This window comes from Mesorhizobium sp. M5C.F.Cr.IN.023.01.1.1 (assembly GCF_003997585.1).
In the GTDB taxonomy this organism is placed as follows: Bacteria; Pseudomonadota; Alphaproteobacteria; order Rhizobiales; family Rhizobiaceae; genus Mesorhizobium; species Mesorhizobium wenxiniae.
This window is the reverse complement of the sequence record NZ_RZSU01000101.1, coordinates 1-22,351: the sequence shown is the minus strand read 5'-3', so window position 1 is coordinate 22,351 and position 22,351 is coordinate 1. Positions and strand designations below refer to the sequence as shown.

Here is a 22,351-nt window from a genome sequence, read left to right as displayed (position 1 = left end):
TCGCTGCCCTGACCTTGAATGCGAACCGTGCTTAGTCGGCGGCGATTGCCATACTTTCGCTTTCTACTTTGACCGTCGCCCGCAACGCTGCGGGAAGCCAGCCCTTGCCGTCCAGTTCCTTCTCGGCCTGCAAGAAGCTTCGGGTTTCGGGGCGCGTTCCACCGTCGGCCCACGACTTGCAAAAATGTTTGAGGATGCCTTCTCGCAAAAAGGAACGTCGGCTGGCAGGCCCGTGGCCCGGGACTGGGTGGCTGCCTTGGCCGAACTTGAAGCGAACCTCAAGCAGTGCTCCGCCAATTCCAGCCACTGGTCACTTGGCTCATCGCCGTGCCCTTGGTGCAAAATGGAAGGCGCCACTGGCGTCCCGCTGTTCTCAACCGTTGTTCCCGCCAGCGGGGCGACGCTTTTCGATATCGCCGGATTCCAGCGCAGGTGGACGCCATCCCGCATCCCGGGCCGGTGCCGACCGTCCCCGAGAAGAATGTGACACCAGATCCCAACGCCTTGAAGCTCAAGGGGCACGCGCGCCGCACCAACTTCCGGGCAGGAGTAGCGGCCGCAGTAGTCGGCGTCGCTGGCTTGATGATGGCGCAGATCTGGGTGCTGGGCATTGCCTTGGGGGTTTTTCTGGGGTTGAGAGGTTTCTTGAACAGGGACAGTGAGGCTGCGGAATACCGGCGCATCGCCGGCGAGGCCGCCACCCAGTGGAAAAACGCGCAAACCACGTGGATGCAGAGAGCCGGGCCGGATGCCTTCGACAGGCAAAAAACGGTGCTCGCCGGGCTCAGGCGCGAATGGGACATCTTACCTTCCAAACGGTAGCCAGGATCTCGGAGCTCGAGCGCAACCGCCGTCAGGCGCAACTGCACCGGTTCCTGGACAACTTTGAAATCTCATCGGCAAAGATCGAGAGCATCGGACCGGGAAAGAAACAGGTCCTGGAGTCGTATGGCGTCGAAACAGCGCTCGATGTCGAGAGGAACAAGCTCTACAGCGTGTCCGGATTCGAACCCAAAACGGCGCAGAAGTTGTTAAATTGGCGAAGGTCCGTCGAAGCCCGCTTTGTCTTCGATCCCTCACGCGCGATCGATCCACGCGATATCGCGCAGATTGACCAGGATATTCTCGGCGACCGCAAGCGGCTGCAGGGCGCCTTGGTTCTCGGTCTTGAGCAACTCAAGCAGACAAGAGCCCAGATTCTTGCCGCCCGTGAACACAGTCGCCCGGAAATGGAGCGGTTGGCATTGGATCAGTCGTCGGCAAACGTTGCCGCGATTTCAGGTTGAGACGGCTAACGCTGGATCGCCAATCAGGCTCGGTGGGTTTTGGCATACCTTCATCACCCCGGGTTGCGCGTCAGTGTGAAATACCCATTTCACCTTGTTGGAGGCCTCGACGATTTTGGCCGGTCGGAGCGCTGACTCGAAGGAGAGGTGAACGGCGGCTTTGCGCCTCATTCCAGCCGCTCGAATTGCCCAAGCCATTTCCTGAAAGCTGCCGATCCAGGGGATCCGTCTGGACGTCGATGGCAAGGGTGGTGGACGTACGGCTTCGCCACCAAGCAGGCCGCAACGGATTTCAGGATGTTACGGGTTAGGCGGTGACCCTTGGGCCACTCATGCAGCCATGTCTCATGCTGTCTCGAATCACGTTGTTGACGGTGCAAGCATCGCCGTCAAATCGCTCAGTCCGAGCGTGGCGGGCGCGCAACACTCAATCAGGTATAGCAGTCGCTAGGGCTATATGCATTTAGTGACACGGCCACCCGATCTTTGCGGTCGCAAGTCTTTACCAAGTGTCGTTTCTCGGCAAGGCTGATCATTGAGGCACTCACGCCGCGAGGATTGAAGAATGCTTAACCAGGCAGAAACACTCTACCCATCTCTGACCCCTCTTGCGGTCCAGGTCCGCTGGAAGGTTCCAACCGAATTTCCGGCGTGCCCGGACGAATTCACCGACGACGCCCTTCTTCTTTATGAATCGCGCCTCTCTTTCGGAAGTATCTTCGCGCGCAACCAGCTCTCCACGAGCCTCGTCGTCGACCGGAATCTCAAGGACGATGACCTGATCGTACTCACTCATTTTGCCGGCGACGCCATAAAGAATTGGGCAGTGGCCCACATTTCAATCCATGATGGCCTTTTCCATCACCGAAGCGAATTCACCTTCTTCAGTCTCAAGGGCGCTCTGAAGCACTTCTGCGAACTAGCTGGAGAGGACCTTGGCGACTCGATCGATGACTATTGCTGATGACGTATCAGCTGATGTCGATGCAGAAATGTTGCTGCATATTGACGATTCCGGTTGAGCGTGGGTGTCGAGTGTGAGCGATGACCTTGTGACGTCGGTCAGGTTCGAAGTCATGGTGCCAAGCAGTATCAATAAGGATGATGCCGGAGGGGCCAAGATGGAACATGAGAACCTGCTAGTCGTCGGTGCCGACTTCTCGAAAATGCGCACGCGCTGAATACGACGTGGTGATCTGCAGACCGGAGGTGCGTTTGAGTTCCATATAGACCTAAACTCGCTATAAGATACGCATCATGCGTTGGAGTTGCACCTCCGGGCTGTGCGCAACGTCGTGGCGGATGACTCCTTTCTACCCAGTGGTCCGCAAAGCCGCCTGTCAGCTTGCGGGCCCAACGCGGTCATTTCGGAACATGCAAGCAGACTAAATAGCGATTGGAACTCAATAACCACGCGGCCACAGCGTTCATGGTTTGTACTTCTAAAGTCGCATAATTGGCAGACTGGAACATGGAACTTGGGTCGCGAGGTGGATCAAATGCGTTACGCAGGGTCGCAGAACGCGCAAGAGACATTGCAGGTCATCTATAATCGAGCTGTCGGCCCAGCCGACTTCCTATTCGTGCCAGTGAGCAATGGCAATCGTACCAGCGACAGCACCCATTGCTCGCTGCTGCTCGTTGATGGCCGCAACCCGGAGCGGGTCGCCTATCACCACGACTCCTCCCGGACAGGGCCACAACGACGAGCCTGCAAACCAGCTCGCAAGGGTGCTGAACGGCACCTTCGAGGCAGCCCCCATGACCCGACAGCCGAATGCTTATGACTGCGGCGTGTTTGTGTTGGCACGTGGGCGCCGATTGGACAATTGATGGCCGGGCAGCGGCGCCGGGTCGCTGCGACGACCTCGTCGCCGACCGGCAGGCGCTGCAAGACCGGCTGAGGCGGCGCTTCCACACGGGATTTGTCTAAAATTCCAAGGGGGATTTGTGGAGGTATGACGCCGACAGGCCGCCTACCGCCAGACTACCCCGCTCATGAACGCGACGCCGGCAGCACTCCCATCTCCTTGAGCAACCAGGCAGCGCCGTCAATCTTGTCCATGGTCCAAAGCATGAAGCGACTGTCGACATGGATGCTTCGACTGCGGTCTGCGGCATATGCCCAATCGGAGATCACTCCATCGAGCGTGCCATCAAAGGCGAGACCGACGAACTCGCCGCGCCCATTCAGCGTGGCCGAGCCGCTATTGCCATTGGTAATGTCGACCGTGGACATGAAGTCGACCGGCAAAGTGCCCAGCTCCGGCGCGACATAGGGGCCATAATTCTTGGCCCGGATCGCAGCGACGGCGGCGGCGGGCGCATCAAACTCGCCCTTGCCAGTGTGCTTGGCCAGAAGTCCCTCAGCCGTGGTGAATGGCGTCCAGATCTGCCCGTCGCGTGTTCGCCCCGACACCTTGCCCCAGGTGATGCGCAGCGATCCATTCGCGTCGGGATACACCGGCCGGCCAATCGCCTGCCAGTAGGCGCGCAGGCCCTGCATATAAGTCGCGCGCGCCGCCTGCGCTCGGCCAGCGCGGTCCTTCGCCGCGCGCTCCGCAGCTATGTCGCCGGGATAGAGCGCGACCGCCAGCTTGATGAAAGGATCGTCCGACGCCTCGAAGGCAGCAGCCCGCTTGTCGAGCCAGCCGAGCCGCGTGGCCGTGTCGGCGAGTTTGGTTTCTGCATAAAGTCGGTCAAGGCCGATTTGGTCCAGAGCCGTTTCGAACGCAGTATCGCGGTCCTTTGCGTCTAGCCGGCGATATTCATCGAGCGCGGCCTCAAATAGCTTGCGATCGATGTCGGGCAGGTAACCGCGTTCGATCTGCGTCAGTTGATCCACGGTCTGGTTACGGTCACGATCCTGAAAGCCGCGTTCGCGGTCTTCATCGAGCTTCTCGTGCTCCTTGGCCCAGCGATACAGAGTGCGCGCGGATGAGAGCATTTGCGCGCGGTTCAGCAGCGCCTGGCGCAGCCCCTCGAGCGAGGCCTGGCTATTCTCGTCCACCATGGCGCCCAGTTCGCCGATCGCTGCGCCATAGCGCGCCTGCCGCGCGGGATCGTCGGCGACCCAGTCGAGATAAGCTTTCTCCTCGATCGCCTTGCGCACGTCGAGCCCGATCGCATTGGCCCCGGCGAGATCGCCCGCCAACTTCTTCTTGTAGTTTTCCACGCCTTGCAGGATGGAGGCGTAGCGGATCTGCGCTTCTCGATTGCCTGCCGTGGTTTGGTTTATCTGGGCCGCATAATCCGACAGCAAATGCTGCAACAGCGGTTCGTACCGCGCGAAATTGAACCGTACTTCATCCGCCGTGCGGAACCGATTGGTTTCTCCGGGAAAGCCGACGACCATGACGAAATCGCCGTCTTGCACGCCTTTAGAGGCAATGCGCAGCCAGCTCTTCGGCCGGTAGGGCACGTTGTCGCGCGCATAAGGCCGGGAGGAACCATCAGGAGCGACATAAGCGCGGTAAAAACCGAAGTCGCCTGTGTGGCGCGGCCACGTCCAATTGTCCGTTTCGCCGCCGAAGTTACCGATGCCGAGCGCGGGCGCATAGACTAGGCGCACGTCCTGAATTTCGAGCTTCTGCTGGAGATAGTAGGAGGCGCCGCCATAATAGGACTCCACGTCGCAGCGGCGATTGGGCTGTTCTTCACATGCGGCGATCAGCGCCTTCCGGTTCCTGTCGAGCCGCTCATAGCGGGCAAAGCCGTTCAGCTTGTCCGATACGCCCTTGAGCATGTCGGCGGTCACATCACGGATATCCTCGATCACATAGATGCGGCTGCCGGGCACCGCGGGTAATTCTTCACCAAGGCTTTTCGCTAGAAATCCCTTGGTGAGATAGTCTTGACTCTCCTTGCTGTTGTACTGGATCGATTCCAGCACGCAGTGACGGTTGGTCGCAACCAGTCCTTGCGGACTGACGAAGGAAGCTGAACATCCGCCCAGTGATACGATCGCGTTGAGCGGGGCAGTGTCTAGACGGCTGAGCTGCGCGGGATCAAGCTGGAGTCCATTCGCGCGCATGGCCGCGCCAAGTTCCGTAATCTGGGCCGGCATCCACATGCCTTCGTTCGCCGACGTCCAGAGCAAGTTCATAGCGGTGGCTTGGGCCAAACGACTAAAATTCGAGTTCATGCTGATCTCGTTCCCATTCTGTGTATTGTTCTCCGCTGATCTGGATCGATGAGCTATCGGGCTGACCGGCGTCCGCAAGCGCCTGCGCGGCAGCCACTGGGTGAAGAGTGAGTGGACGGTCAACACAAAAATCTGGGTGACGCTCCCCTCACATTGTATCGGCAACGTTTGCGGATCATCCGTTGCACTAATCGTGCCAAAGGATGCCTGAGACGCCCTTCGGGTCCCGCGGAGAAGTCATTCGAGACGCCTCTAACAATATCTCCCGCATTGCGGGCCGGCCATTGGAGCGCCTCGTCAATAAAGCTTTCAATCACCTACGTGGTAAGGGCCTTGCGTGTCCGACCTCCGACATTTGGGTCCGACCTCCGACATTTGGTTGTAGACCCGACACTCTCGTCCTCGCTCGCGACGAAGCCCACTGCCGAACAGCCGTCGTTAATTGTGAGAATGCGTGCTATCGTTTCTGTTACGTGCGGTGTTGCGCGAGGACGAGGGTGCGAGGAGTGCCCGGACTTCCCCTTGCCGCAAATCCGCTCGGCGCTTGGCGACATAACCCGGCGGACTATGTGCGCGAGTGCCGGCGTGAGGCGCGAAAGTAAATCTGGGATGAAACGTCGACCATCCGAATCGAGCATGGAAACCTCATCAAAGCGACAACCGCCAACCGGGTTCGCGAGGCAGGCGCGTTCGTCGTCCCGACGAACATCACCTTTGCTGTCGTCGCTCGGGACGGAGCCAGATACGGCATGTCCGCCGAATCCCTTGAAAAGGTGAGCTTCGTTCTCGATGCCGGCTTGTCGGCGCTCGAAACGCTTCAAAGCGCTGGCGTGACCATGGGCTACGGCTCCGATCTGCTTGGCCAGATGCATAGGCACCAATCAGAGGAATTTCTTCTGCGCGGCCGCGTTCTCAAGCCTCGGGACGTGATCCGATCCGCGACGGTGGATGCTGCCCGCGTGCTCAACATGGAAGGCCTCATCGGCACCATCGCGCCTGGCGCTCACGCAGATCTCATCGCCGTCTACGGCAATCCGTTGAAGGACCTCGCGATTTTGTCCGATCCCGCCCGGCTTCGAAAGATCATCAAGGGCGGGTGAGTGGTGAAGAATGAATAACCAGACGCAGGTAATCCGTTGCCATTCAGGGGAATTACGCAACACATATACAGGCAGGAGCACAACAGAACGTATTGAGCAGCTACCGATGGTTCCGAAGGCATGACGCTGCGATTGCCGCCTTCGTGCTGCCGGTGCTCAAAACTCTCAATCGTCCCTGACCAGCCTTGAAATCTCGGCGCTAATATCGGCTCCTTCGTAGGGCAATGCCTGAGGACGTTTCTCGCACGCCTAGCCGTCATAATACACGCGCTCATTTGATTGCGTGGCATCGGTGGAGAGCGCTGTCACAAACGGCTGGACGACATTCCTCATATCGCGCCGGCGGAGCCTGTTTTCACCAAAGTCGAACTCGCGGGTGACGCCTACGGCCCCTGCCAAGTTAATCCCATTTGAGATCGAATGCGGTGGGCGTGCCGCTCCTAGCAGCGCCGTTTTTCCCATTGACGTGAAAACATCAGAACAAAGTACCTTATGTCTACAGATTTCGTAGAATATCGTTTGGTTTCGGTGGTGGCCTATGGCGCATGTGTGGGAGATAGATGACTTGGCACGATTATCGGTTCTTGGAATATCCGGCGGTGTAAGCAACCCGTCCCGCACCACGGCGGTCGTCAATGCGCTGGTCAAGGCGGTCGCGTTGCGCCTGCTTGCCGACACCGGTCTGATTGAGATCACGGAGGCAGCACCGTCGCTTTTCGCCGGACTATCCCGCGGCGCACTTGGCGCATCTGGAGAAGCGATTATCCAGCGTGTCGAGAAGGCCGATTTGCTCGTGGTCGGAACGCCTGTCTATAGGGCTTCCTACACTGGCGCTCTCAAGCACCTGTTCGACCTGGTCGACTATCGCGCGTTGACGGGCAAGACCGTGCTTCTCGCGGCGACCGGCGGGAGCCCATACCATGGCCTGGTGCTCGAACATCAGCTCCGGCCATTGTTCGGCTTTTTTGGCTCTGTCACCGTCCCTACGGGCGTCTACGGCACGCCCGACGATTTCGTCGATGGCGAAATCGTCGGCGCAGCCATCATCGAGCGTATTGCAAGGGCCGCTACCGACGCGGTCTCCTTGCTCAACTCAAGTCACGCAAATGCCGCCGTCGCCACCCGCGTCGGCTGAGCCAATCAACAGGGGAAACGACGACATGAGTTCGCATTCCGACGCCATCAAATTCGCCTACTGGGTCCCGAACGTCTCCGGCGGCCTGGTCATCTCCAACATCGAGCAGCGGACGGGTTGGGATATCGACTACAACCGCAAGCTCGCCCAGATTGCCGAGGCCAACGGGTTCGACTATGCGCTGAGCCAGATCCGTTTCACAGCCGGCTATGGGGCCGACAACCAGCACGAATCAGTCTCGTTCAGCCATGCCTTGCTTGCCGCGACCACAACGCTGAAGGTCATCGCAGCGATCCTGCCCGGTCCGTGGAACCCTGCGCTGGCGGCCAAGCAGATCGCTACCATCAACCACCTGACCAATGGCCGCGTCTCCGTCAATGTCGTCAGCGGCTGGTTCCGAGGCGAGTTCGCCGCGATTGGCGAACTCTGGCTCGATCATGACGAGCGCTATCGCCGGTCGGAGGAATTTATCCGAGCGTTGCGCGGCATCTGGACGGAAGACAGCTTCACGCTGAAGGGCGATTTCTACCGCTTCACCAACTATTCCATGAAGCCGAAGCCGATCGAGCCCTTGCCCGAGATATTCCAGGGCGGCTCGTCGCGAGCCGCTCGCGACATGGCGTCTCGTGTCTCCGATTGGTATTTCACCAACGGCAATACCCCGGAGGAGATCCGGAAGCAGGTCGACGACATCCGCACCAAGGCGAAAGCCAACGGCCACAAGGTTAGGATCGGCGTCAACGCTTTCGCCATCGCCCGCGAGAGCGAGCAGGAAGCGCGCGCCGTGCTCGACGAGATCATCGCCAAGGCGAATCCGGAGGCGGTGCAGGGCTTTGCCGATCAGGTCAAGAATGCCGGCAAGGCCTCGCCGGAAGGCGAAGGCAATTGGGCGAAGTCGTCCCTCGAGGATCTCGTTCAGTACAATGACGGCTTCCGCAGCAATCTCATCGGCACGCCGGAACAGATCGCCGAACGCATCCTGAAACTGAAGGACGCCGGTGCCGACCTGATCCTGCTCGGCTTCCTGCATTTCCAGGAAGAGGTCGAGTTCTTCGGCAAGCGCGTCATTCCTCTGGTGCGCGAACTGGAAGCAGCTCGCGACAGGGAGCTTGTCGCCGCGGAATAGGACGGGCGCGGCCCACGGGGCCGCAGCCGACACGCCTTCAAAAGCAGGAATGTTTCATGATTGGTGCTTCGCTGGGAGCGGCCGCATACGAGCGCGCGTCCGAAATTTCCGCCATCCTCGCGGTGGCTAACCCCGTCGGCGACAGGCGTCTGGCACGCCTGTCGTCACGGCCGGATGTGGTTCTCGCGCTGAGCGGGATCGGCATTTCCTTTGGCGGGGTCAAGGCGCTGAGCGATGTTGATCTCGAAGTGGAAGTCGGCGAGATCCGCGCGGTGATCGGCCCCAACGGCGCCGGCAAGTCCTCACTGATCAACATCATCAGCGGCCTCTATCACGCCGACCGCGGCAGGATTGCGATCGGCGGGCAGTCCTTCTCCCGGGTGCCGGCGAGCCGTCTAGCACGGCTCGGCGTTGCGCGAACCTTCCAGAACCTGGCGCTATTCGGCGGTCTGTCCGTGCGCAACAACATCGCGTGCGGCCGCGTCCACACCAGGCGCGCCAGTTTCGTCGAACATATTGCAGGTCTGCCACGCGCCCGGAGCGAAGATGCGGGAATCGCCGAAAAGACCGATCAGATAGTCGCCTTCCTGCATCTCGAAAGCGTCGCCGACCGCCTCGTCGCCACCTTGCCTTACGGCCTGCAGAAGCGGGTCGAGCTGGCGCGCGCGCTGGTCGCCGAGCCGAAGCTGCTGCTGCTCGACGAGCCGATGGCCGGCATGACGGCGACCGAGAAGGCCGAGATGGCCGGCTTCGTGCGCGCCGCGCGCGACCGGCACGGCGTCACCATCATCCTGATCGAGCACGACATCGGCGTCGTCATGGGCCTCTCCGACCGCGTCGCCGTGCTCGACTACGGCCGCAAGATCGCAGACGGGACGCCGGCCGAGGTCAGGGCCGATCCGGCAGTGATCCGGGCCTATATCGGCACCGCCGAGGGCGAGAATGGCGAGGACATCTGATGAGCTACTATGATTTCCTCTTCGTCATCGAAGTGCTGGTCGGCGGCCTGCTCTCTGGCGTCATGTATTCGCTTGTCGCCATAGGTTTCGTGCTGATCTACAAGACGTCGGGCGTGCTGAACTTCGCGCAGGGGTCGATGGTGCTGTTCGCAGCGCTCACCTTTGTCAGCCTCGTCGAACGCGGCATCCCCTTCGCGCTTTCGCTGCTCATCACCTTCGCGGTCATGGTCGCGCTCGGCTTCACCATCGAGCGGACCGTGCTCAGGCCACTGGTCAACCGCTCGCCGATGACGCTGTTCATGGCGACGCTGGGGCTCTCCTACATCATCGAAGGTGCCGCCCAGCTTATCTGGGGCACGCAGGTGCACGGGCTCGACCTCGGCATCGACGACACCCCCTTCGAGGTCGGCGGCATACTGATCTCATCCTTCGACCTGCTGGCGGCGGCGATCGCCGCCGCCATGGTCGCAGGCCTCAGCGCCTTCTTCTATTGGACGCGGATCGGCCTTGCGTTTCGCGCCGTCGCCGACGATCAGTTCGCGGCCCTCGCCGTCGGGCTGCGGCTGCCTCGCATCTGGGGCACCGTGTGGACGGCGGCCGGCTTCGTCGCGCTGGTCGCCGGACTGTTGTGGGGCGCGCGTCTCGGCGTCCGGTTCTCGCTGTCGCTGATCGTGCTGAAGGCGCTGCCGGTGCTGGTGCTTGGCGGCTTCGATTCCATCCTCGGCGCCATCGTTGGCGGCCTCATCATCGGCGCCAGCGAGAAGCTGGCCGAGGTCTATCTCGGCCCGTTCGTCGGCGGCGGCATCGAGGGCTGGTTCGCCTATGCGCTGGCGCTGGTTGTGCTTTTGGTGCGCCCCTCCGGCCTGTTTGGCCAGAAAACCGTCGAAAGGGTCTGAACCATGGCCGTGCAAGCTCTCGACGCCGCAAGGCTTCCAGTCGACTGGGCGAAACTCGTTCAGAAGCTGGCGTTGGCGACCGCCCTGTTCGTCGTCGCCTACGGCGTGGTCCCTGCCTATGCTTCGGGCTATCTGGTCGAGGCGATCCTGCTGCCATTCCTGGCGCTCAGCCTGGCGGCGGTCGGCCTCAATTTGCTGACCGGCTATTGCGGCCAGCTCTCGCTTGGCTCTTCCGCCTTCATGGCGGTGGGCGCGTTCGGCGCCTACAATTTCAACCTCAGGGTCGAAGGCCTGCCGCTGGCGGTGACCATGATCCTGGCCGGAATTTCCGCCGCCGGCTTCGGCGTCGTGTTCGGCCTGCCCAGTCTCAGGCTGCGCGGCTTCTACCTCGCCGTCTCGACGCTCGCCGCCCAGTTCTTCGTGCAATGGGCGCTGACCAAGTTCGGCTGGTTCTCCAACGACAACCCGTCCGGGGTGATCTCGGCGCCGCACCTGGCCGTCGCCGGTCTTTCGCTCGACAGCGCGACCGGCCGCTATTTGCTTTCGGTCACCACGGTCATGGTGCTGACGGCCCTCGTCTGGCGCTTGGTCAACAGCGCGACCGGTCGCAACTTCATCGCCGTGCGGGACAACGAAACCGCCGCACGCGTCATCGGTGTGCCGGTGCTGCGAACCAAGCTTCTGGCGTTCGCCATCTCGTCGTTCATCATCGGTATCGCCGGCGTGCTGTGGGCCTTCACCTATCTGCGCACCGTCGAGCCGGCAGGCTTCAATCTCGACCGCTCATTCCAGATCCTGTTCATCATCATCATCGGCGGGCTGGCCTCGATCCGTGGCGCGTTTTGGGTGCGGCGTTCATCGTTGTCCTCCCGCTCTTTCTGTCCCGGCTCGGCGCATTCCTGTTCGGCGGCCTGTTCGATTCGGGCGTTCTCGACATGAGCCAGCGCATCGTGCTCGGCGCCATTATCATCATCTTCCTCATCGCGGAACCGAGCGGGCTGTCGGCCCTCTTCGACCGCCTCAAACGACGGATCGGCTCAAGGTCCAGCTGATTGCCGCTCAACTTCCTCCTCCGCTCGGACCAACCCATCAGGAGACGTAAGCAATGACCTTCTTCAGTCACCTAAGAAAAGCGGCGATCGCCACGGCCTTCGTGCTCGGCGCGACGGCGGTTCACGCCGAAGAACAATACTTTCCCCTGCAGAGCTACCGTGTCGGTCCGTATGCGGCCGGCGGAACCGGCTTTTTCGGTGGCTTCATCGACTATCTCAACCTGATCAACATCCGCGACGGCGGCGTCAATGGCGCCAAGCTGGCCTGGAGCGAAGGCGAGACGCAATATGAGGTCGAGAAGGGCGTCGAGGTGTATGAACGGTTGAAGAGCAATCCCGGCATCGCTGCCTGGAATCCACTCTCGGTCGGCATCGCCTATGCCATGATCGATCGCATCACCGACGACAAGGTGCCGCTGATCACCATCAACCACGGCCGCACAGACACGACCGACGGGCGGGTGTTCCCTTACGTCTTCCCGCTGCTGCTCAATCCTTACAGCGAGACCTCCGGCATCGTGAACTACATCGCGTCCAAGGAAGGAGGCCTCGACAAGCTCAAGGGCAAGAACATCGTCGTGCTCTATCACGGCTCGCCCTATGGGAAGGAGACGATCCCGATCTATGAGCTGCTGTCGCAGAAATACGGCTTCGAGCTGTCGCAGATCGAGGTGCCGCATCCCGGCAACGAGCAGCAGGCGCAGTGGCTGACCATCCGGCGCGAGCATCCTGACTATGTCGTGCTGCGCGGCTGGGGCGTGATGAACCCCGTCGCCTTGAAGACCGCGCAGAAGACAGGCTTCCCGGCCGATCACATCATAGGCAATGTCTGGTCGAATTCCGAAGAGGATGTCATCCCCGCCGGCGATGCCGCCAAGGGCTATACGGCCATCACCACCCAGGCCTCGGGTGAGCGGTATCCGGTGGTCCAGGAGATCGTCAAAACGGTCTACGGCGACGGCAAAGGCAATCTCGAGGACAAAAGCCGCATCGGCTCGGTCTACCACAATCTCGGCATCGTCAATGGCATCCTCAATGTCGAGGCGGTCCGCATCGCACAGGCCAAGTTCGGCAACCGCACGCTGACCGGCGACGAAGTGCGTTGGGGCTTCGAGCATCTCAAGCTCGATCCGGCGCGCGTCGAGGCACTCGGCGCCAAGGACCTGTTCCACTCGATCAACGTCTCCTGGGACAATCACGAGGGTGACGGCTACGTGACCTTCCAGCAATGGGACGGCAAGAAGTGGAATGTCGTCTCCGACTGGATCGCTCCCGACTGGAAGCTGCTGCGTCCGATCATCGAGAAGTCGTCCGAGGCGTATGCCAAGGAAAAGGGCATCAAGATCCGCACGGCCGAGGACGCCGACGCGGTGGTCAGCAACTGAATTTGGTATGGTGCGGCCGACAAATCTGGCCGGCCGCGCCATCCACCTTCCCGAGCGGAGTCATCGATGTCCATCCCGGAATACCCGATACTGTCAGTTAGCAGCGTGGAGGCTGTCTACAACGGCGCCATCGCCGCCCTACACGGCGTCGACCTGTTGGTTGGCAGGGGCGAGATCGTCGCGCTGCTCGGCTCCAACGGTGCCGGCAAGACGACACTGCTGCGCGCCGTATCCAATCTCCTCCCGGCCGAGCGCGGCGCCATTACCGCCGGTCGGATCACCTTCGGTGGCGAGGATGTTTCAAGGGCAAGCCCCTCGCACCTAGTCCGCAGCGGCCTTGTCCAAGTCCTCGAGGGCCGGCATTGCTTCCGCTCGCTGACGGTCGAAGAGAACCTCTTCACCGGCGCGCTCGGACGCTCGTCCTCTCGCACGGGCGTCAAGGCGGACCTGGATCGTGTCTATTCACTTTTCCCAAGGCTCGCCGAGAAGCGGCGAACCCGGTCCGGCCTCACTTCCGGGGGCGAGCAGCAGATGACGGCTATCGGCCGGGGTCTGATGTCGCGGCCGAAACTCTTTGTTCTGGACGAGCCGTCGATGGGGCTGGCACCGCTGATCGTCGACGAGATCTTCAGCGCCCTGAAACGGCTCAACCGCGACGAAGGCCTTTCGATCCTCGTTGCCGAACAGAATTCGGCGGTCGCGCTGAAATACGCCGACCGCGCCACCGTGCTCGAGAACGGCGTCAGCGTGCTGGAAGGATCGGCTGCCAACTTGCGCCAGCGCACCGATATCAAAACCTACTACCGGCGCGCCGCTTCCACCGCAACATTTTCCCAAGGAGACAGCAGCATGACCATCCAATCCAGGCAGGCGTCGGATAGCCGCAGTGCCGTCCCGCCGGTCGAACGACCCTCTGCCAAGGCGCATGTGATCAAGGCCGATGCCGAGGCAATCGCTGTCGCCGAAAAACTCGCCGCCGAATTCGCCAGGGATGCCTCCAAGCGGGATCGTGAACGCATCTGGCCGAAGGAAGAGCTCGATGCGTTTTCGCAGAGCGGCCTGTGGTCGATCAACGTGCCGAAAGCCTATGGCGGGCCGGAGCTCTCCTATGTGACCCTGTCGAAGGTGATCACCATCATCTCGGCGGCCGATCCGTCGCTCGGCCAGATTCCGCAGAACCATCTTGGCGTCGTCGCCGCTATCCGCACCGTCTCCGACGAGGCGCAGAAGAAGCTGCTTTTCGCTGAGGTGCTGTCCGGCACGCGCTTCGGCAACGCGTTCTCCGAGTTCGGCTCCAAGCGCGCGGCCGACTTCGAGACAAAGTTCGTCGACGCCGGCGACCATGTCGTGGTCAACGGCCAGAAATTCTATTCGAGCGGTGCTCTGCTTGCCCATCTGGTTCCGATCGTGGCGCTCGATGACGAGGGGCGCGCCTGGTATGCCATCGCCGATCGCGGCGCGCCCGGACTGACGGTGATCGACGACTGGTCGAGCTTCGGACAGAAGACGACTTTGTCCGGCACGGTCCTGCTCGACAATGTCAAGGTGCCCAAAACGCATCTTGTCCCCGGCTACAAGGGCTATGACAGGCCGACGGCCGACGGCGCCATCTTCCAGATCATCCAGGCCGCGGTCGATCTCGGCATCGCCAAGGCGGCGATCGACGAGACTGTCGGCTTCGTGCGCACCAAGTCGCGCGCCTGGATCGACAGCGGCGTCGATCATGCCTGGCAGGATCCTTATACGATCCAGGCGATTGGCGACCTTCGCCTGCGGGCCAACGCGGCAGAGGCGGTTCTGGAAAGGGCCGGGCTTGCGGTAGATCGCGCCGTGGCCGACCCGAACGAGAAGACCGTCGCGGAAGCGCAGATCGCGGTTGCCGAATCCAAGATCCTCACGACAGAGATCGCCATCATTGCCACGAACAAGCTGTTCGAGCTCGCCGGCACACGCTCGACGCTGGCCGAGCACAATCTCGACCGGCACTGGCGCAACGCCCGCACCCACACGCTGCACGATCCGGTGCGCTGGAAATACGCGATCCTCGGCAACTACTACCTCAACGACGTAAATCCGCCGCTCCATGCCTGGAGCTGAGCGAAGCGCCTCCAAATCACAGAGGACCATTCATGAGCATTGCCACTCCCGACAGGATCAAGGTCCTGTGGTTTCTGCCGACTCATGGCGACAGCCGCTATCTCGGCACCTCAGAGGGGGGGCAGGGCGGTCGACTTGCCCTATCTCACCCAAGTCGCGAAAGCCGCCGATGCCATCGGCTACTATGGCGCGCTGCTGCCGACAGGACGCAGTTGCGAAGATAGCTGGGTCGTGGCGTCGGCGCTGGCACCGCTGACGCAGCGGCTTCGCTTCCTTGTCGCCGTCCGGCCGGGCCTGCAATCGCCGACGCTAGCCGCGCGCAGACCTCGACGCTCGACCGCATTTCCAGCGGACGGCTGCTCATCAACGTCGTCACCGGCGGGGATCCGGTCGAGAACAAGGGCGACGGCATCTTCCTCAGCCATGACGAGCGCTATGAGGTGACGCGGGAATTCCTCGACATCTACAAGGCGGTGCTTCGCGGCGAGACCGTAGCGTTCGCAGGCAAGCACTTCCGTATCGAGGACGGTCGCCTACTGTTTCCGCCCGTGCAGACGCCACATCCGCCGCTCTATTTCGGCGGCTCGTCCGATGCCGCTAACGCGGTCGCCGCCGAACAGATCGACAAATATTTGACCTGGGGCGAACCGCCGGCGGACGTCGCGGCAAAGATTGCCTATGTGCGCGGTCTTGCCGAGAAAGCCGGGCGCCAGGTGACCTTCGGCATCCGGCTGCATGTCATCGTCCGCGAGACCAATTATGAGGCCTGGGCCGATGCCGACCGCCTGATCAGCCGCCTGGACGACAACACGATAACCGAGGCGCAGAAGGTTTTCGCGCGCATGGATTCCGTCGGCCAGTCGCGCATGAGCCGGCTTCATGGCGGCCGCCGCGACAAGCTCGAAATCAGTCCGAACCTGTGGGCTGGCGTTGGCCTGGTGCGCGGCGGCGCCGGCACCGCCCTGGTCGGCGATGCGGCGACAGTTGCGGAACGGATCGACGAATACCGGCGCATTGGCATCGATAGCTTTATCCTGTCCGGCTATCCGCATCTGGAGGAGGCCTATCGGTTTGGCGAACTGGTGTTGCCGTTGTTGCCGCTCGATCATGAAATCTCGACGCGCCCGACGGCAGTGAACATGGGACCGTTCGGCGAAACGGTGGCCGGCGACCATCGGCCTTCGGCACTGCGCGCGAGTCAGTCTTGAGCGCCAGAGACTTGGGCAGGGGACCGGTCGTAGCCATCATCGGTGGCGGCTTTTCCGGTGCGGCGACCGCGTTTCATCTTGCGCGGCTGCTGCCCGCCGGTGCTGCCGATATCGTGGTCGTCGAGCCCAGAGAGGGGCTCGGCTATGGTCTGGCCTACTCGACGGCCGATCCTTCACACCGCATCAATGTGCCGGCGTCGAGAATGACGCTGATCTCCGGCCAGGACAGCCACTTTGCCGATTGGCTGGAGCAGACCGGCGCGATTCTCGACGATGCCGAGGCTATTGCCGCAAATGGAGCACTCTACCCACAACGACGCGTTTTCGGGCGCTACGTGGAATCTTATCTCCAACCCTTTCTGTTCGGCAAAGTGATCCGTCATGTCAGGTCCGCCGTCGCGTCAGTCGAGCTTAGTGGCCAGGGCTACATCCTGATTCTCGCTGATGGAAGGACGCTCGCAGCCGACGCCCTAGTGATTGCGGCGACGCATCCGCCACCGGCCTTGCCATCGGCCCTGCGGTCTGTGGCTGCTGCTGCCCGGCTGGTGGCCAATCCCTATGATCTCGGAGGGCTGCAAGCGATCGGCCGCGACGACCAAGTGCTCGTAGTCGGCACTGGATTGACGTCGGCGGATATCATTGCCACGCTGGACCGCAATGGGCATCGTAGCCGCATCGTCGCGCTGTCACGTCATGGTTATCGTTCGCGCAGCCACGCGGTGCTCCCGGGCGACCCGATTGGTGATTTCATCAGTCTGCCTTCACGCAGCGCAACAGTGATGCTCAGACGCATCCGGGCCACGATCCTAGATGCCAAGCGTCGGGGCGAAGACTGGCACCCGGTCCTCGATGCCGTCCGACGTCAGGGACAAATCATCTGGCAGGCCCTGCCGCTCGACGAGCAACGCCGCCTCGTGCGCCATTTGCGCACGCTGTGGGATGTGCATCGCTTCCGCATCGCGCCACAGGTCGCGGACGTGCTCGATCGCCGCGTTGCCGAAGGCATGCTCGCCTATCGCGCCGCATCGATCGTCGGCGCCGAGCAGGTCGACGGGCGCATTCGGGTCACGCTGCGGCCAAGGCGCCAACCCACTCAGACAACCGAGACGTTCGACAGGGTGGTCGTCACGACCGGGCCGGCGCATGCCGATATTTTCCGGACCAACACAGCAATTGCCGATCTCGGGCGAATGGGACTGGTCCGGCTAGACCCGATTGGCCTTGGCCTGGCGACCGACAGCCAAGGCCGTGCGGTCAGCACTTCCGGCCGACCGACCGACAGCATTTTCGTCAGCGGGCCGCTGGCGCGCGGCAGCGTTGGCGAATTGATGGGAATTCCCGAAGTCACCGCGCATGCCGAGCGTATAGCCGCTGAAATCCACCAATGGCTTGGATACCAAACGGCGTTGCGTCGTAAGGCGTCGTGAAGCTGCAAACACGATGAGGCTATCCAGATGACACTCACCGAGCGTATTGCGAAGGTGGAAGCCCATCGTGTCGTAAATAGGCCACTGGTCGCGTGCCGCTCCTGGCGCTTTTAGCAGATCCGCTCGACCTCGGAGGTGCCGATCTCCATGCCCAGACTTCGCACCGGCGTCCACCGCTTTGATGACGATCCGAGACGATCAGCCCACCGCGGCGGGTCGAGAAAGCACTGGGCGGGAAGACGCCTACAGCGAGGCTGCTCGCCTTGTGGCCGCAGAGAGGGAAAGAATCTGCCGCCGGACATCGACTTCAGTGGTTTAGAGAAGGCGGCTCGGCAGCGACCTCTGCGTGAACCCAGACGCCTTGAAAAGCCCGATGCGTCCGGATTTTGGCGGTGATCTTCATCAAATGCGATGAGCTGCAATTTCTGGCGACGGCCACGCTAAGGGCGGGCCTCCAGCACCATGTTGAACGGTGTCTCCGCGGCGCGACGCAATCGCTTGAAGCCGCCACCGGTCACCACCTTGCGCAGCCTCGCCTCACCGGCCTGGGCTCCAAGCGCGAGCCCGACTTCCTGCGACACGGACGCGGGCGTGCACACGAACGTGGAAGCGGCATAGTAAACGCGTCCGACGGGATTGAGGTTCGCCGCCAGATGATCATGCGCGAACGGCTCGACGATCATCCACGTGCCATCCGGCTTGAGCGATCCGTGGACATGGGTGGCGGCGCCCGTCGGGTCGCCCATGTCGTGAAGGCAATCGAAGAATGTGACGAGGTCGTAGGTTCCGGGATAGCTCTTGGCGGCGGCGACGTCGAACCGCGTGTTGACGCCGACGCCGGCTACCTCGGCCGCCTTGCGGGCGCGCTCAATCGAAGGGGCATGATAGTCGAAGCCGACGAAGCGCGAAATTGGGGAAGGCCTGTGCCATGAGCACGGTCGATGCACCATGACCGCATCCAACATCCGCGACGTCCACGCCGCGTTCGAGCTTCTCGACGACGCCCTCCAAGGCCGGCAGCCAGGAGTCGATCAGATTGGCATTGTAGCCTGGACGGAAGAACCGTTCCGTACCGCGAAACAGACACGCGCTATGATCGTGCCACCCGACGCCATTGCCGGACGGAATGCCTGCCTCACCTTTTCTTCATCGAGCCACAGCGCGGACAGGAACTCGAATGCGCCTGCCATGAAGGCCGGGCTGTCTTCATCGGCGAACACCAGCTCTTGCTCGGCGTTGAGATAGAATTTGTCGCTCGCTTCGGTGGTCGGGAATGACAGCCACCTCCATGCCGTTGAAAAGCAGGAAATCCGTCACGTTGCCCTCGTCGGTAACCGGCGGAGCCGGAGTGGTCGTCACCAGGGCAAGCCCTGTCGCAGCAGGTATCCTAGGGCAGCCCGTCAGAACATCGATGACTCCGGTTGTGGTGCCGGGGCGGGCGATCAGGGGCCAAGTGATTGTTCCGAGGCGGCTGTATGTTGTGGTAAGGTGATCATGCGAATTCTTGTTGGTCGGTCACGTGTTTTGCGGATGACCCGCATGTACTGTGCCAAATGAGAAAACCATTCAAACGCAATCCAGTAGATCTGACTGTATCCGACATTGTCGGAATTTGGACATCGCCGAACGCGAAGCGCTCGGGGCTTGTGACGATACTTGAGCGTGCTGCTTCGGAGGAGGGATGCGCCTCGAACCGGCCGCGAGGCCTTTTTCTGGCAACGGATATTCCGGCCGGGTTAGGCCGCGAGGAAAGCGACGGTGAATAAGAGGTAGAGGACCAACCGTTTTGAGCGGGTAGTTGCCGTGTTGCGCCCCCACGCAAAGGCCAGCACCACGGAGCAGTATTTCTGGTGGCGACACTACAACGCCTTTAAGTGCCGGTTACCCGTTTTTACCCGATGCTGGATACGACTACAACGACTCCTTCCCGAGCCTGCGTGCGGCGCTTACCTGGAAGATGGAAGCCGGTCAGATCGCAACGGGGGAGGGCGGCCAGATCTGGGCAATCCCGCATGCATTTGAGAACATCCAGCTGTTCTACCGCCTGTTCCCGCCAACGGCGGAGATCACGCCGTGTCACCCCAAGCACTTAAACCCAGCGTGCCGATGGCAGCCGAAGGACCTGGCGCGCGCGCCTCGTCCGGTTCGGCTTCGCTGGAGGGGCGTTCCATCGACTGTTTCAGCCTTGCAATCATCCAGGCGCTGGCCAAAAGCCAGATGGAGCGCCGGCTCAGGAACCGGCGCAAAAACTCGAGCCTGCCGGCGCTGATCGAGCTGGTGCTGGCGCGGCCGCTGGTGTCGGCAGGTCTGGTCGCGGCCGAGCTGAAAATTAGCCAGCGTGCTGCGCTCGGGCTGGTGCCGAACTCGGCATCCGTGAGGTGACCGGCAGGGGCGCTACCGGACGTGGGGCCCCGTTTAGCTGCGGCGGGCTTTGGCGAAAGCGACAGCACTGATGATTTTTGCTGTACGCTCATTCTCCCTCATCTGCGCGTTGACAGAAAACCAGCAGCCGAGGGTCACTGCACGCTGTGCTCCCGCGATTTCCGGAAAACCAATGAAGAACGACTTTGATCTATCGCGCGGGACGTATCATTCAACCATGTCGAGAACGGGCGTGACGGCACGTACACTATGGACCAGAGAACTTTGTCTGGCGACTTTGCGCACGCCTGCAGAACTCTTCGGAAAACTTCCTTCTGTTGATCCAATGATCGTAATGAGCTGGAGTGGCATCGCCGCTCTCCCCGGTTCTTGCTCTCTCAGTTGAACTTGATGCTGGCCTGCACGAACACGCCGTAGCGCTTTGCCTTCCAATCGTCGGCCTGCGGGGAACCACGACCGCCCATTGCCTCTTCGAAATGAGCCGTGCCGTTATTCGCCACGGCCCAGTAGCGGGCGCCGACGCCGATGTTGAACAAATCCGTGACCTTGTAGTTCAACACCGCCTCGAGCTGGACGCCATGCCCATCGCCGTCTTCGGGAATTAGCTTGATCTTGGGGCGCATGTGGTGCTGATCTTTGCCGTCGAGCCGCGTGAAGAGGAACGCCACGTCACCAGAAAGGCTGAGTCGCGCGGTGAGTTGCGTCTGCCCGGCCAAGCCGAGTCGCAGCGAATGCCAATCGTTGTCCTGGCTGATGAGGTTGACGTAGGTCGGGACGGTTGGCACACAGGTCCTCCAGTTGGTCGCCTGCTGCGTGCAACCGAAAGCGTCGTAGCTCTCGTGCCAGAAATTGTTGCCAACAAAAGCACCGATGCGGTAGCGCGGCGCGTTCAAGAAATTATATCCAAGATCGGCGGTGAAATAGCTGACGCCGCCCCCGCGCTGATCACTGAATGTGTTTGAGTAGCCCCCCATTTCCGTAAGAAGTCCTCGTCATGAGAAAACCCTCCCTGATGCCGCCGGCACCGAGGAGGCCTTTACGAAAATGCCAGTCGGATTGTGGATCGCGTTGAAGAAGACTTCACTCGAATGCGCGTCTAGATCGTCATAGGTGAGCCGCGAGACCGGTGACGTACCTTTATGATTGTAAAGGTCCTTCGATGCTTGCCGGTACTGGGCCAGTAGCGTAGTCCACCCTCGAACGAAAAGACTGAGGCCGCCGCCCCGGCTACCGACGCCGACTCGAAATCACCGGCACTCGACGGCGGTTCGGAACTCCTCGGTGCCGCAGCGCCGGCCAAGCCGGGCCCGGTGAAAAATTCGTCGTCGAGGGCAAGGCGCCCGCTGCTTCGCCCGGCCGCGCCGACGATTTTTCTTGGCCGCCAAGGCGGCAGCCTGCGGCCGCGGCCACAACCGAAACGACCACGGCGATCGTCCGTAAACCTGCCCCCGGGACACCTGAAGGGCAAAGCGCCCTCAGATGGCCGCGGGAGTAGCGTTTCCAAACGGTCTCAGCGCGGCAGCACGCTCGATCCCATCAGCGCCTCGTCGATCGAACGCGCTGCCTGACGGCCCTCGCGGATCGCCCAGACGACCAGCGATTGACCGCGGCGCACATCGCCCGCTGCATAGAGCTTTTCGACGCTGGTCTTGTAGTCGCGATCATTGGCCTCGACGTTGTTCGAGCGGCGGCTGTCGATGGCGATCTTCATCTGGCCAGCCAGTTCCGACACTGGCCCGACCGCGGCCGGCCCAGCAAAGCCGATAGCGATGAAGGCGAGATCCGCGCGGATAACGAATTCCGTGCCGGCGATCGGCTTGCGCTTTTCATCGACCTCGCAGCATTTGACGCCGGTCAGCGCGCCGTCCTCGCCGATGAATTCGAGCGTCGCCACCTGGAACTCGCGTTCGGCGCCTTCCGCCTGCGAGGACGAGGTGCGCATCTTCGTCGCCCAGTAGGGCCAGACCGAAAGCTTGTCTTCCTTTTCCGGCGGCTGCGGCCGGATGTCGAGCTGGGTGACACGAACGGCGCCTTGGCGGAAGGCGGTGCCGACGCAGTCGGACGCGGTGTCGCCGCCGCCGACGACGACGACATGCTGGCCGCCGGCGACGATCGGCGGCGACGGCCACGCCACCGACTGGAGCGGCTCGCCGC

Annotated in this window: 16 protein-coding genes and 5 pseudogenes; 16 read left to right on the top strand and 5 right to left on the bottom strand. The window is 61.7% G+C overall.

What is annotated here, in order from left to right; translation table 11 throughout:
* Nucleotides 1-31 precede the first annotated feature (31 nt).
* Nucleotides 32-307 (bottom strand): hypothetical protein, encoded by a 276-nt coding sequence (locus EOA78_RS28455; RefSeq protein ID WP_091600485.1) that lies wholly within the window; start codon nt 305-307, stop codon nt 32-34.
* Nucleotides 308-432: 125 nt separating this feature from the next.
* Here EOA78_RS28455 and EOA78_RS28450 point away from each other — a divergent pair, with 125 nt between their 5' ends.
* The 3 genes from EOA78_RS28450 (at nt 433) to EOA78_RS28440 (ending at nt 2,250) form a co-directional block, all read left to right on the top strand.
* The gene (locus EOA78_RS28450) at nt 433-822 is read left to right on the top strand and encodes a hypothetical protein (RefSeq protein ID WP_091600484.1); all 390 of its coding nucleotides are present in this window, start codon (nt 433-435) and stop codon (nt 820-822) included.
* Nucleotides 795-1,286, top strand: a complete 492-nt coding sequence (locus tag EOA78_RS28445; protein WP_091600483.1) for a hypothetical protein — start codon at nt 795-797, stop codon at nt 1,284-1,286. The genes EOA78_RS28450 and EOA78_RS28445 overlap by 28 nt, the downstream gene beginning before the upstream one ends.
* A gap of 565 nt (nt 1,287-1,851) precedes the next feature.
* Nucleotides 1,852-2,250 carry a hypothetical protein gene (locus EOA78_RS28440; RefSeq protein WP_091600482.1) on the top strand — a complete coding sequence of 133 codons (399 nt, stop codon included), beginning with the start codon at nt 1,852-1,854 and terminating at the stop codon, nt 2,248-2,250.
* 1,032 nt (nt 2,251-3,282) lie between these two features.
* Here the strand turns inward: EOA78_RS28440 and EOA78_RS28435 are convergent.
* Nucleotides 3,283-5,508 carry a S46 family peptidase gene (locus tag EOA78_RS28435; RefSeq protein ID WP_245477788.1) on the bottom strand — a complete coding sequence of 742 codons (2,226 nt, stop codon included), beginning with the start codon at nt 5,506-5,508 and terminating at the stop codon, nt 3,283-3,285.
* A 524-nt stretch (nt 5,509-6,032) separates the two neighbouring features.
* On the opposite strand from EOA78_RS28435, the gene EOA78_RS28430 reads away from it, so the two are divergent.
* The 11 genes and pseudogenes from EOA78_RS28430 to EOA78_RS28385 all read left to right on the top strand — a co-directional run bounded on the left by EOA78_RS28430 (nt 6,033) and on the right by EOA78_RS28385 (nt 17,815).
* On the top strand, nt 6,033-6,530 hold the full coding sequence (locus tag EOA78_RS28430) for an amidohydrolase family protein (RefSeq protein ID WP_342028483.1): 498 nt from the start codon (nt 6,033-6,035) through the stop codon (nt 6,528-6,530).
* A 565-nt stretch (nt 6,531-7,095) separates the two neighbouring features.
* Nucleotides 7,096-7,665, top strand: a complete 570-nt coding sequence (gene msuE, locus EOA78_RS28425; protein WP_236473434.1) for an FMN reductase — start codon at nt 7,096-7,098, stop codon at nt 7,663-7,665.
* Nucleotides 7,666-7,690: 25 nt separating this feature from the next.
* On the top strand, nt 7,691-8,791 hold the full coding sequence (sfnG, locus tag EOA78_RS28420; RefSeq protein ID WP_091600500.1) for a dimethylsulfone monooxygenase SfnG: 1,101 nt from the start codon (nt 7,691-7,693) through the stop codon (nt 8,789-8,791).
* A 56-nt stretch (nt 8,792-8,847) separates the two neighbouring features.
* Entirely contained in the window at nt 8,848-9,750 is a 903-nt protein-coding gene (locus tag EOA78_RS28415) for an ABC transporter ATP-binding protein (RefSeq protein ID WP_091600479.1), read from the top strand.
* Complete coding sequence (locus tag EOA78_RS28410) at nt 9,750-10,646, top strand: branched-chain amino acid ABC transporter permease (RefSeq protein WP_127318264.1); 897 nt, start codon at nt 9,750-9,752, stop codon at nt 10,644-10,646. The genes EOA78_RS28415 and EOA78_RS28410 overlap by 1 nt, the downstream gene beginning before the upstream one ends.
* 3 nt (nt 10,647-10,649) lie before the next feature.
* A pseudogene (locus EOA78_RS28405) lies at nt 10,650-11,698 on the top strand (branched-chain amino acid ABC transporter permease).
* Between the two features lie 53 nt (nt 11,699-11,751).
* Complete coding sequence (locus tag EOA78_RS28400) at nt 11,752-13,083, top strand: ABC transporter substrate-binding protein (RefSeq protein ID WP_091600477.1); 1,332 nt, start codon at nt 11,752-11,754, stop codon at nt 13,081-13,083.
* Between the two features lie 66 nt (nt 13,084-13,149).
* Nucleotides 13,150-13,665: pseudogene (locus tag EOA78_RS37370) on the top strand (ATP-binding cassette domain-containing protein); the annotation flags it as partial.
* A 267-nt stretch (nt 13,666-13,932) separates the two neighbouring features.
* The gene (locus EOA78_RS36580) at nt 13,933-15,180 is read left to right on the top strand and encodes an SfnB family sulfur acquisition oxidoreductase (RefSeq protein WP_095517101.1); all 1,248 of its coding nucleotides are present in this window, start codon (nt 13,933-13,935) and stop codon (nt 15,178-15,180) included.
* Nucleotides 15,181-15,212: 32 nt separating this feature from the next.
* A pseudogene (gene ssuD / locus EOA78_RS28390) lies at nt 15,213-16,388 on the top strand (FMNH2-dependent alkanesulfonate monooxygenase).
* Complete coding sequence (locus tag EOA78_RS28385) at nt 16,385-17,815, top strand: FAD/NAD(P)-binding protein (protein ID WP_091600474.1); 1,431 nt, start codon at nt 16,385-16,387, stop codon at nt 17,813-17,815. Before ssuD ends, EOA78_RS28385 begins: the two are co-directional and overlap by 4 nt.
* Nucleotides 17,816-18,255: 440 nt before the next feature.
* Here the strand turns inward: EOA78_RS28385 and EOA78_RS28380 are convergent.
* A pseudogene (locus tag EOA78_RS28380) lies at nt 18,256-19,077 on the bottom strand (class I SAM-dependent methyltransferase); the annotation flags it as partial.
* An 811-nt stretch (nt 19,078-19,888) separates the two neighbouring features.
* On the opposite strand from EOA78_RS28380, the gene EOA78_RS28370 reads away from it, so the two are divergent.
* A complete protein-coding gene (locus EOA78_RS28370; protein WP_236473435.1) occupies nt 19,889-20,197 on the top strand; it encodes a helix-turn-helix domain-containing protein in 309 nt (102 codons plus the stop codon).
* 377 nt (nt 20,198-20,574) lie between these two features.
* Here EOA78_RS28370 and EOA78_RS28365 read toward each other — a convergent pair whose 3' ends face one another.
* Nucleotides 20,575-21,171 carry an omptin family outer membrane protease gene (locus EOA78_RS28365; RefSeq protein WP_091600473.1) on the bottom strand — a complete coding sequence of 199 codons (597 nt, stop codon included), beginning with the start codon at nt 21,169-21,171 and terminating at the stop codon, nt 20,575-20,577.
* Nucleotides 21,172-21,447: 276 nt separating this feature from the next.
* Here EOA78_RS28365 and EOA78_RS37365 point away from each other — a divergent pair.
* Nucleotides 21,448-21,692: pseudogene (locus EOA78_RS37365) on the top strand (hypothetical protein); the annotation flags it as partial.
* Between the two features lie 15 nt (nt 21,693-21,707).
* On the opposite strand, the gene EOA78_RS28355 reads toward EOA78_RS37365, so the two are convergent.
* The coding region (locus EOA78_RS28355) for an FAD-dependent oxidoreductase (protein WP_164783972.1) at nt 21,708-22,351 on the bottom strand (644 nt) is incomplete at its 5' end.

Excerpts from the sequence above, each read along its gene's own strand:
- EOA78_RS28440 (WP_091600482.1), top strand. The coding sequence starts at position 1,852 with ATGCTTAACCAGGCAGAAACACTCTACCCATCTCTGACCCCTCTTGCG.
- EOA78_RS28415 (WP_091600479.1), top strand. The coding sequence starts at position 8,848 with ATGATTGGTGCTTCGCTGGGAGCGGCCGCATACGAGCGCGCGTCCGAA.
- EOA78_RS28445 (WP_091600483.1), top strand. The coding sequence starts at position 795 with ATGGGACATCTTACCTTCCAAACGGTAGCCAGGATCTCGGAGCTCGAG.
- EOA78_RS28365 (WP_091600473.1), bottom strand. The coding sequence starts at position 21,171 with ATGGGGGGCTACTCAAACACATTCAGTGATCAGCGCGGGGGCGGCGTC.
- EOA78_RS28400 (WP_091600477.1), top strand. The coding sequence starts at position 11,752 with ATGACCTTCTTCAGTCACCTAAGAAAAGCGGCGATCGCCACGGCCTTC.
- EOA78_RS36580 (WP_095517101.1), top strand. The coding sequence starts at position 13,933 with ATGACCATCCAATCCAGGCAGGCGTCGGATAGCCGCAGTGCCGTCCCG.
- EOA78_RS28410 (WP_127318264.1), top strand. The coding sequence starts at position 9,750 with ATGAGCTACTATGATTTCCTCTTCGTCATCGAAGTGCTGGTCGGCGGC.
- sfnG (WP_091600500.1), top strand. The coding sequence starts at position 7,691 with ATGAGTTCGCATTCCGACGCCATCAAATTCGCCTACTGGGTCCCGAAC.